Genomic DNA, 15018 nt, shown 5'->3' on the forward strand with positions numbered 1-15018 from the left:
GGGTCTCCGGCTGGCGGCGCCCCGCGAAAGGTCTGAACAGGCTCAGAATCTGCGTAAACTGACAGGAAAAAGCCAGCAAACGCAAGCCCGCGCCACCGGTTCCGGCCGGCTGCGCGGGCTTTCTGGGGATAAAGGCCGAGAAGACCGCCAGCCGGTGTGCTGAATCCGGAATCCGGATCGTCGCCGAGCTCTGTTTTGACGCAACTCCGGACGGAAAACCGTTTCACACTTTTCCTGGAATTGCCCTAAGCCGCGAACCCATTTCGAGCTCACGGCTGGAAAGGCAAGCCGTTGAATTCCAGCGCAGTTCTGGCTTGCCTGTCCTGAGCCGGTCAGGCCTGGTCGTTGATCAGCCGTCGCAGCAGTTCGAGTTCCTGGGCCAGCGTGTTGTCGTTGCCGGAAAGGTCCTCGATCTTGCGCACGGCGTGCAGCACCGTGGTGTGATCGCGGCCGCCGAAGCGCCGTCCGATTTCGGGCAGCGAGCGCGGCGTCATCACCTTGGATAGGTACATGGCGACCTGCCGCGGCTTGACGATGGTGCGCGTGCGCCGGTTGGACAGCAATTCCGTCTTCGACACGTTGTAGTGGCGCGCCACGATGCGCTGGATATCCTCGATGCGAACCCGCTTCGGCTCGCCGGTGCGATAGATGTGGCCGAGGATCTCGTCGATGCGGTCGATGGTGATCTGCGGCTCGAACGACTGGCGGAACAGCAGCTGATTGAACGCGCCCTCCAGTTCGCGTCCGCTGCCGGTCACGGTGCGGGCGACGTGGTTGAGGATTTCGTCGGAAATATCGAGCGACGCGTCGTCGACCCTGGCCGTCGCCAGGCGCAGTTTGAGCATGCCGAGGCGCATGGCGAAATCAGGCGCCGACATTTCAAGCGCGACGCCGCCATTGAGGCGCGAGCGGACGCGCGGCTCGAGCGATTCCAGCTCGGACGGCGGCCGGTCGGCGGCGACGACGACCTGCTTGGCGCTGTCGAGCAGCATGTTGATCAAATGGCAGAATTCATGCTGGATCGACTTGCCCTGCAGGAACTGCATGTCGTCGATGATCAAGAGGTCGATGTCGCGCAGCTGCTCCTTGAGCGTCAGCGCATTGTTGTCGCGGATCGCGGTGGCGAAGCGCCACATGAAATATTCCGCGGTGAGATAGACGACGCGGGATTTCGGGTTCTGCTTCAGCGATTCCGCCGCGATGGCCTGCAGCAGGTGGGTCTTGCCGAGCCCCACGGTCGCGTGCAGGAAAAGCGGGTTGAAGCGCACGGCGCTAGACTGCGATTCCGCCACGGCCTTGGCGGCGGCGAAGGCCACCCGGTTCGACGGGCCTTCGATGAAGGAGCCGAACGTGTAGCGGGGATCAAGCGGGGATCCCAGCACGTTGTGGCGGAACTCGGTCTCGACCGCAGCACCCGGGCGCGGCACGGGAGGCCGTTCCACCCTGCCAGGGCTCACAGTACCGGCGGCCAGCACCGTCTGTGTCTGCCGTGTCATCTTGCGCGCCGGCGCCAGTTCCGGCTCGACATGGCTGCGCCCCTGGCGGGTGGCCGTACGCACCACGATCTCGATCTTGAGGAGATCGGCATCCTCCTGCTTCCACAACTCGGAGATGAGGTCGAGATAGTGGCCGTTGATCCACGAGCGCAGGAACGCGGTGGGCACCGAGATGCGGACAATGCCCTTGGACGCCTCCGCGACCTTCATCCGGCCGAACCAGCTCGAATAGACTTCAGCCCCCAGGCGCGCCTTCAACTGGGTCTTGACCCGGTCGAACTTCTGTTCCGCGTCGCTGGAGACCGCCATCTCGTTTGCTCCGATCAAAGTTCCAGGAAATGGGAGGTCGCCCGTAAGCTCCCTTTCGATGCCGCTCTGCATGATCGAGTTCCTTGCTTTTCTGTACCTGTTTTTTCGCCGGGGATGCGCCTCCTGCATCCTTATTTCCGGCGACTGTGTCTTCGCTACGATGCCCGTTGCCGCCGCCGGCAATGAACGTCGCCCACTATTCGGAGGGAACCGGTGCCGGCCCATGGAAGCCAGTCCGCGTTGGGTATGTCAGGGCAATACAACACCGTCCGGCGAAAGAGCGCCGGCGCGCCGTCTACCTGCCATGTCTCGTTACGCCAGTCCCCTACCGTATCGAAAAAGAGCAAACCAAAGCCGTCCGCGGACTTGATCCGCGTCGCAAATCCCGCCAATTTAAGCTGGCTGCGTCAGGCTGGGTTAGGGCCAGAGGCCCGTCCCTTTCGATGGATCGACATTACCGAAATCGCTGTGGATAGGGCAAGGCCACGTCTAACGGATTTTTAAGGAATCTGGTTACCTCCGGCGCCTTCAGGCGCCATGCCGCAGCGGTATATTTTGACAAAGCCATTGTGATTCAAACCCTTTTCCGGCGAATATGAAAAAGCCGGCCCGCTGCGAAATATTCTGAAATAATTCGCTTGACAGCCAGTTGTCCTCCCGTCCCCTCGTGGCGCTGTGGACAGGCTGTGGATGACCATGGGTAACTATTTGAAAAATATCGCTTATTTTTGATAGTTAAGAATCTTTAAGCCGCCACTTTTCAAGCATGTCAACCATCAGCAGGCATGCATGTGCCGGCAAAGCATTTCGAAGTCTGGAATCTGCTTTGGGCGCCGTTTCCGAGCATTCTTTTTAAGTACTTGCCGGCAAACGAAAAAACCCGGCACGATCGGCCGGGTTTTAAGGAAGCTTAGTCTGTAAAGGCGATATCAGGCCGACAGCACCTTGAGGCGCGCGGCCAGACGCGACACCTTGCGGGACGCGGTGTTCTTGTGGATCACGCCCTTGGTCGCGGCGCGCATCAATTCCGGCTCGGCGGCCTTGAAAGCGGCCTGAGCGGCAGCCTTGTCACCGGAGGCGAGTGCCTCCTCGACCTGGCGGACATAGGTGCGCACGCGCGAGCGGCGGTTCTTGTTGATCGCTGCGCGGCGGGCGATCTTGCGCGTTGCCTTTTTGGCCGAGGATGTGTTGGCCATGATGCCTCTCTTCTGATCTGGTCGGCGCACGCGGCATGCCGCAGGGCGCAAAAAACAAACGGGCAGCCACAGGGCCGCCTCGGTTGGTGCGGCTTATAGTTCAGCTTTTCCGGCGCGTCAACGCTGCCTGGCGTTCTTTTTGGCCGATGCCACAGGGTTTCGATCGCGGGCCGGCAACACTCTACCGATTGGTGAAATTCGGTTTCCGCTTTTCGGCAAAGGCCGCCATGCCTTCCTTCTGGTCTTCGAGCGCGAAAAGCGAGTGGAACAGACGGCGCTCGAACCGCAATCCCTCGGCCAACGTCGTCTCATAGGAACGGTTGACGGCTTCCTTCGCCATCATCACCGACGGCAGCGAGAAATCGGCGATCTTGGCCGCCGCCTTGACCGCCTCCTCGACAAGCCCGGCGGCGGGCACGACCCGCGACACCAGGCCTGAGCGCTCGGCTTCCGCGGCATCCATCATCCGTCCGGTCAGGCACATATCCATCGCCTTCGACTTGCCGACGAACCGGGTCAGGCGTTGCGACCCGCCCATGCCGGGAATGACGCCGAGCGTGATTTCGGGCTGGCCGAATTTGGCGGTGTCGGCGGCAATGATGAAGTCGCACATCATGGCCAGCTCGCATCCGCCGCCGAGCGCATAGCCGGCCACCGCCGCAATGATCGGCTTGCGCGTGCGCGTGAACTCTTCCCAACCCGCGAAGAAGTTTTGGCTATAGGCGTCCACATAGGAGATCGCCTGCATCTCCTTGATGTCGGCACCAGCGGCGAAGGCCTTGTCGGAACCGGTAAGAACCATGGCGCCGATGCCAGGATCGGCGCCGAAACCGTTCACGGCTGCGACGAGTTCAGCAAGGATCTGGGAATTCAGAGCATTAAGCGCCTTTGGCCGGTTCAGCGTGATCAGCCCGACCTTGCCGCGCGTCTCGGTGATGATCGTTTCATAGGCCATGGCTGCTTCTCCTCACTCGGCCCGGTCCATCTCATTGCTTGACGCAATTCCCTAGGGAAAGCGCTATGCGCTTTTCCCGGGGAAAACCGTTCACACTTTTCCTGGAATTGCTCTAACTCAGCTCTGACACGTCCGGCAATAGAAGGTCGAGCGTCCGCTCTGCACGACACGCTCGATATGGCCGCCGCAGCCGGGCTTCGGGCAGGGCTCGCCTTCGCGGTCGTAGACGGCGAAGGAATGCTGGAAATAGCCCAGCGATCCGTCGGTATGCACGTAATCGCGCAGCGACGACCCGCCGGCGGCGATGGCATCTGATATGACCGAGCGGATCGCCTCGGCTAGGCGTTCGCTTTGCTCCCTGGCCTTCTTGCCCGGCTTGGCGATGGTGCCCGCCGCGCGCAAGGGCGACAGGCCGGCGCGCCAAAGCGCCTCCGACACGTAAATATTGCCAAGCCCCGCGATCAGCTTCTGGTCAAGAAGTGCTGCCTTCAGCGGTGATCCGCGGCCCTTCAGCAGCGAGGCGAGCAGCGCGCCGTCCAGCGCGTTGCCCGTAGGCTCGACGCCCAGTCCGGCCAGCATCGGATGCGTCTCCGGCGATCCTTCCGCAAACAGCATGAAACCGAAGCGGCGTGGGTCGTTGAAGATCACGCGGGACCGGGCGCCGTCGGCGGCGGCGACATCGAACACGACATGGTCGTGGGTCGTGCTTTTCGAGCGTTCGTGGTGGAACACGCCCGGTGTCTCGTTATCGTCTTCGGTCTCGATGCGAAACGAGCCCGACATGCCGAGATGGCAGATCAGCACCGGGCCGTCCTGCACATGCATGGTCAGATATTTGGCCCGGCGGCCGAGCGCCGTGATCGTCTTGCCGGTCAGCCGTTCCGCAAACCGTTCGGGAAAGGGAAAGCGCAAATCCGGCCGCCGCGCCTCGACCTTGGTCAGGCGGGCACCTTCCAGGACCGGCTGCAGCCCACGCCGCACCGTTTCGACTTCGGGCAACTCAGGCATGGCCGCCAATCATCGCATGGAAAGAAGTGCCGTGGCGGCCGGGCGCCAGGCCGAGGTGTTCGGCGACGGTCTCGCCAATATCGGCGAATGTCGTTCTCAGTCCGATGTCGCCACCTGTCAAACCCGGTCCCATGCCGATCACCGGGATACGTTCACGCGTATGATCGGTCCCTCGCCACGTCGGATCATTGCCGTGGTCGGCCGTCAGGATGAGAAGGTCGCCCTGCCGCAGTTTTGCGAATGCTTCCGGCAGCCGCCGGTCGAAGGCCTCGAGCGCGGCGGCATAGCCGGCGACATCGCGGCGATGGCCGAATTCGGTGTCGAAATCGACGAAATTGGCAAAGACGAGATCGCCGTCGCCGGCATCATCCATCGCACCGAGCGCCTTGTCGAACATGGCCATGTTGCCGGCCGCCTTGCGCACTTCCGAAACCCCGCGATGGGCGAAGATGTCGCCGATCTTGCCGACGGCGATGACGCGGCTTCCCCGCGCCGTCAGCCGGTCGAGCAAGGTCGGCTCCGGCGGCGGCACGGCGTAGTCATGGCGGTTGTAGGTCCGCTGGAAGGTGCCGGCGGTCTCGCCGACGAACGGCCGTGCGATCACGCGCCCGATCCTCAGCGGATCGACCAGCCGGCGCACCACCTGACAGAATTCATAAAGCCGCTCCAACCCGAAATGGACTTCATGCGCGGCGATCTGCAGGACCGAGTCGACGGAGGTGTAACAGATCGGCTTGCCGGTGCGGATGTGTTCCTCGCCGAAGCGTTCGATGATCTCGGTGCCGGACGCATGGCAGTTGCCGAGAATACCTGAAACCTCGCCCTCGCGGATCATCGCCGCGGTCAGATCTGCCGGAAAGGCGGGAACCGTATCCGGGAAATAACCCCAGTCGAAGCGAACCGGCAGGCCTGCGATCTCCCAGTGACCGGAAGGGGTGTCCTTGCCGCTCGAGACTTCCTGCGCCGCGCCATGGAAGGCATTGGCGGCCAAATCCGTCCCGAAATGGGCAAAAGCCAATCCTGTCGCCGTCTCGGCTGCCTTGCCGAGCCCGAGAGATGCCATGTGCGGGACAAACAGCGGCCCCTGACGAAGCCGCTCGCGATCCGCGCGCCCTTCGGCGCAGGCTTCGGCGATGTGCGCAAGCGTGTTGGCGCCGGCGTCACCATAGCGTTCAGCGTCGGCCGCGCCGCCGACGCCGAAGGAATCCAGGACAAAGAGGAAAGCACGCGCCATCGGGTCATTGTTGCCAGTTTGGACGCCCAGACATAGGGTTCCACGGCGGTGTTGGCAATTCGGAAACCAAACGGCAACGGCTGGCGTGGATAGTCCAGTGCATGTCGCCCAAAAGTGCGCAGCGGTTTTGGGGTGACGACGACAGACGTAATCCAAGATTAAAAGTATTACGGCGCACCAGGCATGGGCATGGATCGAAGAAAACCCAAGGACGGTCTTTTTATGAACGCTGCGCTGAAGGCATGTGCTGCCGTGGTGGCCGTGCATGGCGCCCTCTGGTGTGGTCCGGCGCGGGCCGACTGGCGCGATGATATCGGCACATTTCGCATTGGCATCGTCGCCGAGCCTGGCGCCGGCAACACCGTTCCGGGGCTGGCGCTGTTGACGCAATCCTTTACCAATGCGCTTGGCATGAAGGTGGAGTTCGTCGTTGCGCGCGACTATGCGGCACTGATCGAGGCGCAGGCCAACGCCCGGATCGAGTACGCCATCTATTCGGCAACGGCCTACGCCACGGCGCTGCAACGTTGCGGATGCATCGAGCCGCTTGTGGCACCGGTTGATTCCGATGGTGCGGCCGGCATCCGTTCCGTGCTGCTGACCAGGGACGGCAAGCTGTCCGGCCTGGGCGCGATTGAGACGCACCGGATCGCCATGCCGCCGCCGGACAGCGTCGGGGGCTCGCTTCTGCCGCTGGCGGAACTGGCCGCCGAACACGTCAAGATCACCGAAGATTCACCGTTTCTGGTTCATGCCGATTCAGCGTCGGCGGCGGAAAAAATGCTCTTCGATGGTCAGGTCGACGCCTTATTCGGTTGGGTGACGGCGACGGCCGACGGCCAGCCTCTATTGTCTGATGGCACGCAGGTAAGGCTCGAATTGGCCGGCCTTTCGCCGTCGACGTTCCAGGTCATTTGGACGTCCGGCTTGCTGAGATACGGTCCCCATGCCGTACGCACTGATCTCGACCCGGAAGCCAAGCGCCGGCTGACCGTGTTCCTCACCAACCTCAAATCGACGACGCCGGATGTCTACGATCTCCTGGAATCGAAACACTCTGGCGGCTTTTTGACCGTGTCTCCAAAGGATTATTCGGCGGCGGAAGCCATCGTGCGCCTGGTGTCGGCCGACGGTGGGCAGCAGTAAAAGTCTTCAGCAATCGCCGCAGGGGATCGTCAGGCTTCTGCGCGGTCGCAGATAGTAGGTCTCGCCCATCGGGATCGTGGTGGTTAGAGATTGGGTCAGTCCAAGCTTTTGCTGGGTATCCGTCGTCCAGCCGATAATCGGCGCATAGCTAAGGTTGCTGTCAACGCGGATGAGGAAGGTACCGGCGACCTTGAGCGTTGTCGGAACCGTGGTGGTCGTGCCTGCGGTGGCCCCGACACTGTAGGTACCATTGACGACCTTGCGTGACCACACCACCAGGACCTTGGGCGGCGTATCGGTGGTGACCTGTATCGCCGTGATGGTGATGTTCGGCGTCGAACGGTTGTAGGGCTGAATGGTCGAGGTGCCGATTTTCATGATGGCGTCGAGATCCGCCTTGACGATGGTCGGCTGCTGCGTGACGAGATCCGCGACCATGCTGCCGATGCGGCTGACCTTCTTGCTCGTCTCGATGGCCTGCGACGCCTCCATGGTCATGAAGTACATGATCAGCAGGATAGGCACGATCAGAGCGAACTCGACCGCCGCCACTCCACGGCGATTGGAGCAGAATCCGACCGCCTTGCTCCAGAGTCCGGCAATTCCCGGATGTGCCCCCGCACGCATCATGTCATTGCCTTTTTTCTTGTTGGTGCTTGCGAACTCAATTGTCGAACGGCTCGTTCTGCCAGGTCACCGACGCAAAATGCAGTGTCCTGCCACCGCTCAGATTGGCCATCGACCTGGCCATCAGATCCGTCACGACAGGCCATTTGTAGAAGACCCGCAGCATGTTCTTCGATTCCGCCAGGCCAGGCGTGTTAGCGAATGTCTGTGAGTTCGTGCCTTGCATCAGCACGACATCGCCGTTCTGGATCTTGAACGTCGCAGTCGCCGCGTCTGCGAAAGTCGGATACTCGCGAAGGTCGACGAGCAGCTGTTGCGGGCAATCCGTCGAGACGATGATCTGCAGTCTGCTGCAGATCAGGGTCGTCAATTTGCTCCCGGCGACATCGGCCGGCCTCAACTGGCCCGTGCGCAACTGGCGCGCGACATCGTCGGTGATGTTGGCCATCACTTCCTGGCCGGCAAAAGAGATGCAGCTTTCGAGGATGCCAAAGACAAGAAGCGCGAACGGCAATGCAAGAATTGCGAATTCGATGGCCGTGCTGCCACGGCGGTTGCGAACGAAGCGCTTCAAAAACCTGGCGCGCTCCACCTTGTGCTGACCTGTCGAGCCGAATTCGTTGCTCATGCCCTGTTCCTGCCACCCCTGGACGGTTCCGGCAGATGTATTAGCGCAAACCAATTGAGGTCCGGTTTGGATGATCGTTAAAGTCGGCGCGGGCGTCTTAACCGGCCAGTAACCTGGACGGCAATTGGGGCCGCGCAGCCTATTTGCTCACGCTCATCTCGGCTTCGGAGGATTTTTCAGCCTCGCTCTTGTAGGAGCTTTCGCAATAGGGCGTGCACGACATGGTCTGGACCTCCGCACGCCGGTAAATGCGAACCGACGAGGCCGCCTGCCGCACGACGGTAACCTGCGCGTCGACGATCGGGCTGCCCTCCTGGTCGAGAACGACGAGATTGGTGACGCCGAAACCCTTGCCGGTAAGCACGATCGTCGAGGCGTCCTGGACGGAGGCATCGGCGATGGCCGGGTTGCCGACAACGATCGTGTCGGCGGGGCGCGACAGTTTCACGATCTTGGCCTGATTCATGGTGACTTGGATATCGGCACCGGCCCTGGCCGGCGTGATCAAGCTCGTGGCGGCAAGAAGCACGGCAATCGCGATTGAGGATCTCTGCACGGCCATCGAGGCGCTCCACGCAAGCAAACTGTTCAACGGAACATGAACGAGATTGGTGAACCAACGGTTAAGTCGGCTTGCCGGCGCCGGATGTAGCGACCGGCATGGCTGTTCGCATGGCCGGATCCGCGCCGGGTCGCAAGCTCCCTTAAGCCCTTGCCTTTTGCGGCGTTGGCTCGGGAAACGGCTGTTTAGCCAGCGCTTAGCATGGAGTTAACCACGCACTCCGTTCGAGCCGGGAAAGGAATCGGTAAGGCTGTTTATTAAGCCGATCGAAAGAGCTTCTCCCTAGATTGGCAGCATCCGATCAACCATTACAGAAGTTGACGGAAGTGCTGTAACACGTGGAGTAGGAGCTCTCGAATGTCTAACCTTTTTGCACGTTTCGTGAAGGACGAATCCGGCGCGACCGCTATCGAATATGGTCTGATCGCCGCCCTCATCGCGCTCGCCATCATCACCGGCGCCGGCGCCCTTGGCAATGCGATCAACGCCAAGTTCACCGCAATCGGCAACACCCTGAACACCAGCGGCAGCTAATCTGCTTATTGCTGGATATTCAGATTGCGTTCTGGAAAAGGGCCGCCACGTTTGCGGCCCTTTTTCTATGTCGTAGCCAACACAGGCGTCTTTTCGTTTACAGGTCTCATCAATCGTTAATCGAACATGCATAGATTGAGGCCGGTGGAATTCGCACAATAGGCATAGCGCCGATGCTTGAAGCCCTGATATTCGTCGTCTTTCCGTTCTGCATGCTGTTTGCCGCGATCTCCGACATGCTGTCGATGACGATTGCCAACCGCGTGTCGGTGCTGCTTGTCGTCGTCTTCGCGCTGGTTGCGCCGCTGACGGGTATGGAATGGGCAGCCTACGGATGGCATTTCGCCGCCGGCGCCCTGGTCCTTGCAGTGACGTTCGGCCTGTTCGCCATGGGTGGCATGGGCGGAGGCGACGCCAAGTTGCTTGCCGCCACGGCCGTGTGGATGGGGTTGAACATCCATCTCGTCGAATACCTCGTTGTCTCGACGATCATCGGTGGTCTGCTGACGCTCGCCATCCTGTTTTACCGGAAGTCGCCGCTGGCGATTATTACCGGCCGCAATCCATTCCTGCGTCATTTCGCGGATGACACGACCGGCGTTCCCTATGGGATCGCGCTCGGCGTGGGTGGATTGCTGACCTATCCGGATTCGCCTCTGATGGTGTGGGCGCTGGCAAGGCTTGCGAGCTGAACACGATCTGATTTCCGTTATCCTTGACCGCGTTTGCCCGACCCCTTTGAAAGAGCCGTGGCCGGGCTCTTTGCGTCCGTCACGGCGCGATCCAGCTAATTTATGTAAACCTTAAATTAATCACGATCGTAAGCATTGCATTAACCTTGTTTTGACGATTGCCGCTGCAAAGTCCGGCTTGGCTACGTGGTTTGCCAAGGGCGAGGGTTCGGACAGATGCCAGCATCCCGACTGATTATTCTGAGCGTGGCGGTGGCCGCGGCGGGTGGCGCTGGCTATGTCGCAAAAAATATGGTCGCCGCGCCGCCGCCGCAGATCGTCGTCGATTCCGGCACCCAGGCTCCCGCCGTCCCCCTGCAGGACGTTCTTGTGCTCTCGGGCGATGTCGCGATGGGCAACGCGCTTCAGAACAACATCTCCTGGCAATCCTGGCCGGCCGACGGCGTCAACGCGAATTTCATCACCAAGGCCACTGCTCCCGACGCCCTGGAGAAATTGAAGGGGTCGATTGCCCGTGTGCCGATGTATGCGGGTGAGCCTGTGCGACGTTCCAAGCTGATCGGCGAGGGGCAGAGCTTCATGTCGTCCATACTGCCTTCCGGGATGCGCGCGGTCGCCACAACCATATCGGCCGACACTTCGGCCGGCGGCTTCATCCTTCCAAACGATTTCGTCGACGTCATCATGACCCGCAGGGCGGATGCCAGTGGCGGCGGCACCGGTTTCAACACCGAAACCATCCTCAAGAACATCCGCGTCCTGGCAATCGACCAGACCATCCAGGAGGACGAGGAGGGTAAGAAGACCAGGGTCGGCCAGACCGCCACATTGGAACTCACGCCCAAACAGGCTGAGATCATCACCGTCGCCCAGCAGATGGCCGATCGCCTGACCCTGGCGCTGCGGGCGATCACGGACACCCAGGAAAAGAATGTGGATGAGGCCGACTATCTCGTTTCCGGCAATGGCCGCAAGGGAACGGTGAGACTGATCAAGTCGGGTGAAGTTTCCGAAGTAGGGGCAAGGAAATGAGGCTAAGCGGTAAACTGCCGGCAATCATAGCCGCGGCATTCGGCCTGCTGCTCGTCGGAACGAATGTGCAGGGCGTTGTCGAGGCGAAAAGCACAAAGGTGACGGCCACGACCGCCAACCAACGCGTCAAGCTTGGCCTCAACAAATCGGTGGTCATAGACCTGCCGAGCGATGCCTACGACATTCTTGTCGCCAATCCGACCGTTGCCGATGCGGTGACCCGCACCGCAAGGCGTATCTACCTGTTCGGCAAAGCAGTCGGCGAAACCAACATCTTCGTCTTCGGCCCGAACGGCGAACAGATCGCCAGCCTGGATCTGGCCGTCGAACGCGACGTTGCCGGCCTGGAGGACTACATCAAGCGCTTCCTTCCGACCTCGGACGTCAAGGTGGAACTGCTGAACGACAACGTCATCTTGACCGGAACGGTCGATACGCCGCTGGACGCGAAGCGGGCAGTGGACCTGGCGACGATCTTCGTCTCGGGCGGTGAAGCGACGACGGGTCAGTATTCGCAGACCGCGGCAGGCGGCTCGGCCCAGAGTGGCGTCGACATCAACAACCCCGACCAGGAACGCCGTACCAGCAAGATCGTCAACCTGCTGCAGATCATCGGCGACGACCAGGTCACGCTGAAGGTTACCGTCGCCGAGGTCAGCCGCTCTGTGATGAAACAGCTCGGCGTCAACATGGTCGGCAACGGCGGCAGCAACGGCATCAGCTATGGCGCGCTCAGCGACAATTTCACCGGATTGGGCAAGCAGCTGTCGAATTCGGGCTTCAACATCGGCAACTCGGCACTGATGGCCTATATCAACGCCATGGAGCAGTCCGGGGTCATGAAGACGCTGGCTGAGCCGACCTTGACCGCCGTATCCGGCGAGAAGGCGACCTTCAAGGTCGGTGGCGAATACAACATGGTGTCCGGCGTTTCCCAGAACGTATCCACCGACAACCAGACCGGCCTGAAAACCTATACCATCGACAAGATCGAGTATGGCATCGGCCTGGAATTCCAGCCGGTGGTGCTGTCCCCCGGCCGCATCAGCCTGAAGGTCAGAACCTCGGTTTCCGAACCGACGACCGAAGGATCCGTGTCGCTTTCCTCTGGCGTAACGAGCCCCGGCACGAATATCCTGTCGCTGCGCAAGCGTCTTGCCGATACGACGGTCGAATTGCCCTCGGGCGGTTCCATGATGATCGCTGGCCTGGTTCGCGACGATGTCAGGCAGGCCGTCAACGGCCTGCCCGGACTGACGAAGATTCCCGTGCTTGGAGCGCTCTTCCGCAGCAGGGACTTCGTGCGCAACGAAAGTGAGCTCGTCATCATCATCACGCCCTATCTGACGAAGCCGGTGGCACGCAACGATCTCGCCAAGCCGGACGACAATTTCAATCCTCCGAGCGACGGCGCCGGCATGTTCCTAGGCAAGGTCAATCGCGTCTACGGCACCATGCAGACCAACAAGCCCAACGGCCGGTACCACGGCGTTGTCGGCTACATCTACAAGTGAATGGGAAAGCGGACATGTCTCAGTCAGCGTTGAAGACAAGGACCATCGCCTCGACGATGCGCACCGGCCGTTCGCGGGCCGGCCTGCGGGCGCTGCCGCTCCTGGCGGTGGCGGTGACGGCCTTGCTGGCCGGCTGCGCCCAGCGCGACAGCATCACCGTTGGCGCCATTCCGGACGACTATCGCACCAACCATCCGATCGTCATCGCCGAGAAGAACCAGAAGATCGACCTGCCTGTCGGCGCCGGCGACCGTGGCATGACCGGCTCGCAGCGCGACACGCTGCTCGGTTTCCTCGACGGTTATGACAAGAGTGCCGCGCCGACATTGACCATCCAGATTCCGAGCGGATCGGCCAATGAGGTCGCGGCGTCGGCGGCCGGCCGTGATTTCGCCAGGCTCGCGGTCGCCAGCGGCATCAAGCGCAACCGCATCGTCGTGGTCTCCTATCAGGCTGGATCTAGCGAGACATCCGCGCCGGTTCGCGTCTCTTTTATCGCCGTGAGAGCCCAGACCGACAGATGCGGCCGCTGGCCCGACGATCTCGCTGAGACCTCGGAAAACAAGCACTATGCCGACTTCGGCTGCTCCTATCAGAACAATCTCGCCGCCCAGGTTGCGAATCCGTCCGACCTGCTCGGGCCGCGCAAGCAGACCACCATCGACGCGGAAAATCGCGGCGCGGTGATCGATATCTACCGCAGCAGGGGTATTTCGGATGAATTCCTCGGCAATTCGGAAGTGACGTACTGAGCCGAGCCTCGAGGAAAGAGAAGCCACGGAAAGAGCATGACCATGAGCAACCTTGCCTATGACGCCACCGTGGACGGCGGTGATACATCACCGCAGGACATCGCCGCGATGCAGGCGTTGCGCCCGGTTCCGCGCATCTCGATCCAGGCATTCTGCGAGACCGAGGGCGTTGCCAATCCAGTCGAGCGCGCCGGCGAGGACCGCCGCATGACCAAGGCGCATCTCAAGGTTCATATGGGCGGCGTTCCCACCGCAATCGAGTTCTATCAGTCGGCGCCGACGCCGAACCTGATCCTGCTGGAGTCGCGCAGCGAACCCAAGCAATTGCTGGAGCAGCTCGCCCAGCTCTCGGAATACTGCGACCCATCCTCGAAAGTGGTGGTGATCGGCCACTACAATGACGTCGGTCTCTATCGCGAGCTCATCCGCTCCGGCATCTCGGAATATGTCATCGCGCCGGTGTCGATGGCCGACATCGTCAGTGTCGTGTCGTCGATTTTCGTCGATCCGGAGGCAGAACCGCTCGGCCGTTCGGTCGCCTTTATCGGCGCCAAGGGTGGCGTCGGGTCATCCACCATCGCCCACAATGTCGCCTGGGCAATGTCCTCCCTGTTCAAGTCCGAGGTCGTTGTTGCCGACCTCGACCTCGCCTTCGGCACGGCCAACATCAATTTCGACCAGGACCCGGCACAGGGCATCGCTGAAGCGGTGTTCTCGCCCGAACGCGTCGACGAGGTCTATCTCGACCGGCTGCTGACCCAGTGCGCCGAACACCTGTCGTTGCTCGCGGCGCCCTCGACGCTGGAGCGTGTCTACGACTTCGATCCCGAAGCCTTCGCGCAACTTGTCGATACCGCGCAGCGCAGCGTGCCGCTTCTGGTGCTGGACGTTCCCCATGTCTGGACGGGCTGGGCCAAGAACACGCTGGTCAAGGCCGACGAGATCGTCATCACGGCGACGCCGGAATTGGCCAATCTGCGCAATACCAAGAACCTGGTCGACATGTTCAAGCGGCTTCGCCCCAACGACCCGCCGCCGAAGCTGATCATCAACCAGGCCGGCGTCCCCAAGCGGCCGGAAATTTCGCCGTCCGATTTCGCCGAGCCGCTCGGCCTGACGCCGATGTCGGTCATTGGCTTTGATCCGTTGCTGTTCGGCAATGCCGCCAACAACGGGCGTATGCTCGGCGAGATGGATGCCAAGAACCCGGTTGTGGCCATGATCAATGAGATTGCTCATGTGCTGACCGGGCGAAGCGAAATCCGGACGAAAAAGAAGGCTGGCCTGGGCAGCCTGCTCGGCAAGCTCTCGCGCAACAAGAAGTGACGTTTTG

Annotated in this window: 15 protein-coding genes; 7 read left to right on the plus strand and 8 right to left on the minus strand. The window is 61.3% G+C overall.

What is annotated here, in order from left to right; genetic code table 11:
- Positions 1–332 precede the first annotated feature (332 nt).
- From dnaA to AC04SF_RS17585, 5 genes are all read right to left on the minus strand, one after another.
- Positions 333–1877 carry a chromosomal replication initiator protein DnaA gene (gene dnaA / locus AC04SF_RS17565; protein WP_096453343.1) on the minus strand — a complete coding sequence of 515 codons (1545 nt, stop codon included), beginning with the start codon at positions 1875–1877 and terminating at the stop codon, positions 333–335.
- Between the two features lie 857 nt (positions 1878–2734).
- Positions 2735–3001, minus strand: coding sequence for a 30S ribosomal protein S20 (gene rpsT, locus AC04SF_RS17570; protein ID WP_010913342.1), 267 nt, complete (start codon positions 2999–3001; stop codon positions 2735–2737).
- Positions 3002–3182: 181 nt separating this feature from the next.
- On the minus strand, positions 3183–3956 hold the full coding sequence (locus tag AC04SF_RS17575; RefSeq protein ID WP_488478861.1) for an enoyl-CoA hydratase: 774 nt from the start codon (positions 3954–3956) through the stop codon (positions 3183–3185).
- Positions 3957–4073: 117 nt separating this feature from the next.
- A complete protein-coding gene (mutM, locus tag AC04SF_RS17580) occupies positions 4074–4964 on the minus strand; it encodes a bifunctional DNA-formamidopyrimidine glycosylase/DNA-(apurinic or apyrimidinic site) lyase (protein ID WP_488478862.1) in 891 nt (296 codons plus the stop codon).
- Positions 4957–6198: a phosphopentomutase gene (locus tag AC04SF_RS17585; RefSeq protein ID WP_096453347.1), complete on the minus strand. Its 1242-nt coding sequence runs from the start codon at positions 6196–6198 to the stop codon at positions 4957–4959. The genes mutM and AC04SF_RS17585 overlap by 8 nt, the downstream gene beginning before the upstream one ends.
- A gap of 222 nt (positions 6199–6420) precedes the next feature.
- On the opposite strand from AC04SF_RS17585, the gene AC04SF_RS17590 reads away from it, so the two are divergent.
- Entirely contained in the window at positions 6421–7344 is a 924-nt protein-coding gene (locus AC04SF_RS17590) for a phosphate/phosphite/phosphonate ABC transporter substrate-binding protein (RefSeq protein WP_488478863.1), read from the plus strand.
- A gap of 6 nt (positions 7345–7350) precedes the next feature.
- On the opposite strand, the gene AC04SF_RS17595 is transcribed toward AC04SF_RS17590, so the two are convergent.
- The 3 genes from AC04SF_RS17595 to AC04SF_RS17605 all read right to left on the minus strand — a co-directional run bounded on the left by AC04SF_RS17595 (position 7351) and on the right by AC04SF_RS17605 (position 9161).
- A complete protein-coding gene (locus AC04SF_RS17595; protein ID WP_488478864.1) occupies positions 7351–7974 on the minus strand; it encodes a TadE/TadG family type IV pilus assembly protein in 624 nt (207 codons plus the stop codon).
- Positions 7975–8008: 34 nt separating this feature from the next.
- Positions 8009–8599: a TadE/TadG family type IV pilus assembly protein gene (locus AC04SF_RS17600; protein ID WP_488478865.1), complete on the minus strand. Its 591-nt coding sequence runs from the start codon at positions 8597–8599 to the stop codon at positions 8009–8011.
- 139 nt (positions 8600–8738) lie between these two features.
- Positions 8739–9161, minus strand: a complete 423-nt coding sequence (locus AC04SF_RS17605; RefSeq protein WP_096453355.1) for a pilus assembly protein N-terminal domain-containing protein — start codon at positions 9159–9161, stop codon at positions 8739–8741.
- 357 nt (positions 9162–9518) lie between these two features.
- Here AC04SF_RS17605 and AC04SF_RS17610 point away from each other — a divergent pair, with 357 nt between their 5' ends.
- From AC04SF_RS17610 to AC04SF_RS17635, 6 genes are all read left to right on the plus strand, one after another.
- Complete coding sequence (locus tag AC04SF_RS17610) at positions 9519–9695, plus strand: Flp family type IVb pilin (RefSeq protein WP_096453357.1); 177 nt, start codon at positions 9519–9521, stop codon at positions 9693–9695.
- 173 nt (positions 9696–9868) lie between these two features.
- On the plus strand, positions 9869–10387 hold the full coding sequence (locus AC04SF_RS17615) for an A24 family peptidase (protein WP_096453359.1): 519 nt from the start codon (positions 9869–9871) through the stop codon (positions 10385–10387).
- Positions 10388–10603: 216 nt separating this feature from the next.
- A complete protein-coding gene (cpaB, locus tag AC04SF_RS17620; RefSeq protein WP_096453361.1) occupies positions 10604–11419 on the plus strand; it encodes a Flp pilus assembly protein CpaB in 816 nt (271 codons plus the stop codon).
- Complete coding sequence (locus AC04SF_RS17625) at positions 11416–12933, plus strand: type II and III secretion system protein family protein (protein WP_488478866.1); 1518 nt, start codon at positions 11416–11418, stop codon at positions 12931–12933. Before cpaB ends, AC04SF_RS17625 begins: the two co-directional genes overlap by 4 nt.
- A 14-nt stretch (positions 12934–12947) precedes the next feature.
- Positions 12948–13685: a CpaD family pilus assembly protein gene (locus AC04SF_RS17630; RefSeq protein ID WP_488478867.1), complete on the plus strand. Its 738-nt coding sequence runs from the start codon at positions 12948–12950 to the stop codon at positions 13683–13685.
- Between the two features lie 36 nt (positions 13686–13721).
- The gene (locus tag AC04SF_RS17635; RefSeq protein WP_095198351.1) at positions 13722–15011 is read left to right on the plus strand and encodes a CpaE/TadZ family protein; all 1290 of its coding nucleotides are present in this window, start codon (positions 13722–13724) and stop codon (positions 15009–15011) included.
- The last annotated feature ends 7 nt before the right edge of the window (positions 15012–15018 follow it).

Source organism: Mesorhizobium sp. CNPSo 4671 (assembly GCF_057784245.1).

Coding starts and splice junctions, on each gene's coding strand:
- AC04SF_RS17625 (WP_488478866.1), top strand. CDS start 11,416: ATGAGGCTAAGCGGTAAACTGCCGGCAATCATAGCCGCGGCATTCGGC.
- cpaB (WP_096453361.1), top strand. CDS start 10,604: ATGCCAGCATCCCGACTGATTATTCTGAGCGTGGCGGTGGCCGCGGCG.
- AC04SF_RS17605 (WP_096453355.1), bottom strand. CDS start 9,161: ATGGCCGTGCAGAGATCCTCAATCGCGATTGCCGTGCTTCTTGCCGCC.
- mutM (WP_488478862.1), bottom strand. CDS start 4,964: ATGCCTGAGTTGCCCGAAGTCGAAACGGTGCGGCGTGGGCTGCAGCCG.
- AC04SF_RS17635 (WP_095198351.1), top strand. CDS start 13,722: ATGACCATGAGCAACCTTGCCTATGACGCCACCGTGGACGGCGGTGAT.
- AC04SF_RS17615 (WP_096453359.1), top strand. CDS start 9,869: ATGCTTGAAGCCCTGATATTCGTCGTCTTTCCGTTCTGCATGCTGTTT.
- rpsT (WP_010913342.1), bottom strand. CDS start 3,001: ATGGCCAACACATCCTCGGCCAAAAAGGCAACGCGCAAGATCGCCCGC.
- AC04SF_RS17610 (WP_096453357.1), top strand. CDS start 9,519: ATGTCTAACCTTTTTGCACGTTTCGTGAAGGACGAATCCGGCGCGACC.
- AC04SF_RS17590 (WP_488478863.1), top strand. CDS start 6,421: ATGAACGCTGCGCTGAAGGCATGTGCTGCCGTGGTGGCCGTGCATGGC.
- AC04SF_RS17630 (WP_488478867.1), top strand. CDS start 12,948: ATGTCTCAGTCAGCGTTGAAGACAAGGACCATCGCCTCGACGATGCGC.
- AC04SF_RS17585 (WP_096453347.1), bottom strand. CDS start 6,198: ATGGCGCGTGCTTTCCTCTTTGTCCTGGATTCCTTCGGCGTCGGCGGC.
- AC04SF_RS17575 (WP_488478861.1), bottom strand. CDS start 3,956: ATGGCCTATGAAACGATCATCACCGAGACGCGCGGCAAGGTCGGGCTG.
- AC04SF_RS17600 (WP_488478865.1), bottom strand. CDS start 8,599: ATGAGCAACGAATTCGGCTCGACAGGTCAGCACAAGGTGGAGCGCGCC.
- dnaA (WP_096453343.1), bottom strand. CDS start 1,877: ATGCAGAGCGGCATCGAAAGGGAGCTTACGGGCGACCTCCCATTTCCT.
- AC04SF_RS17595 (WP_488478864.1), bottom strand. CDS start 7,974: ATGATGCGTGCGGGGGCACATCCGGGAATTGCCGGACTCTGGAGCAAG.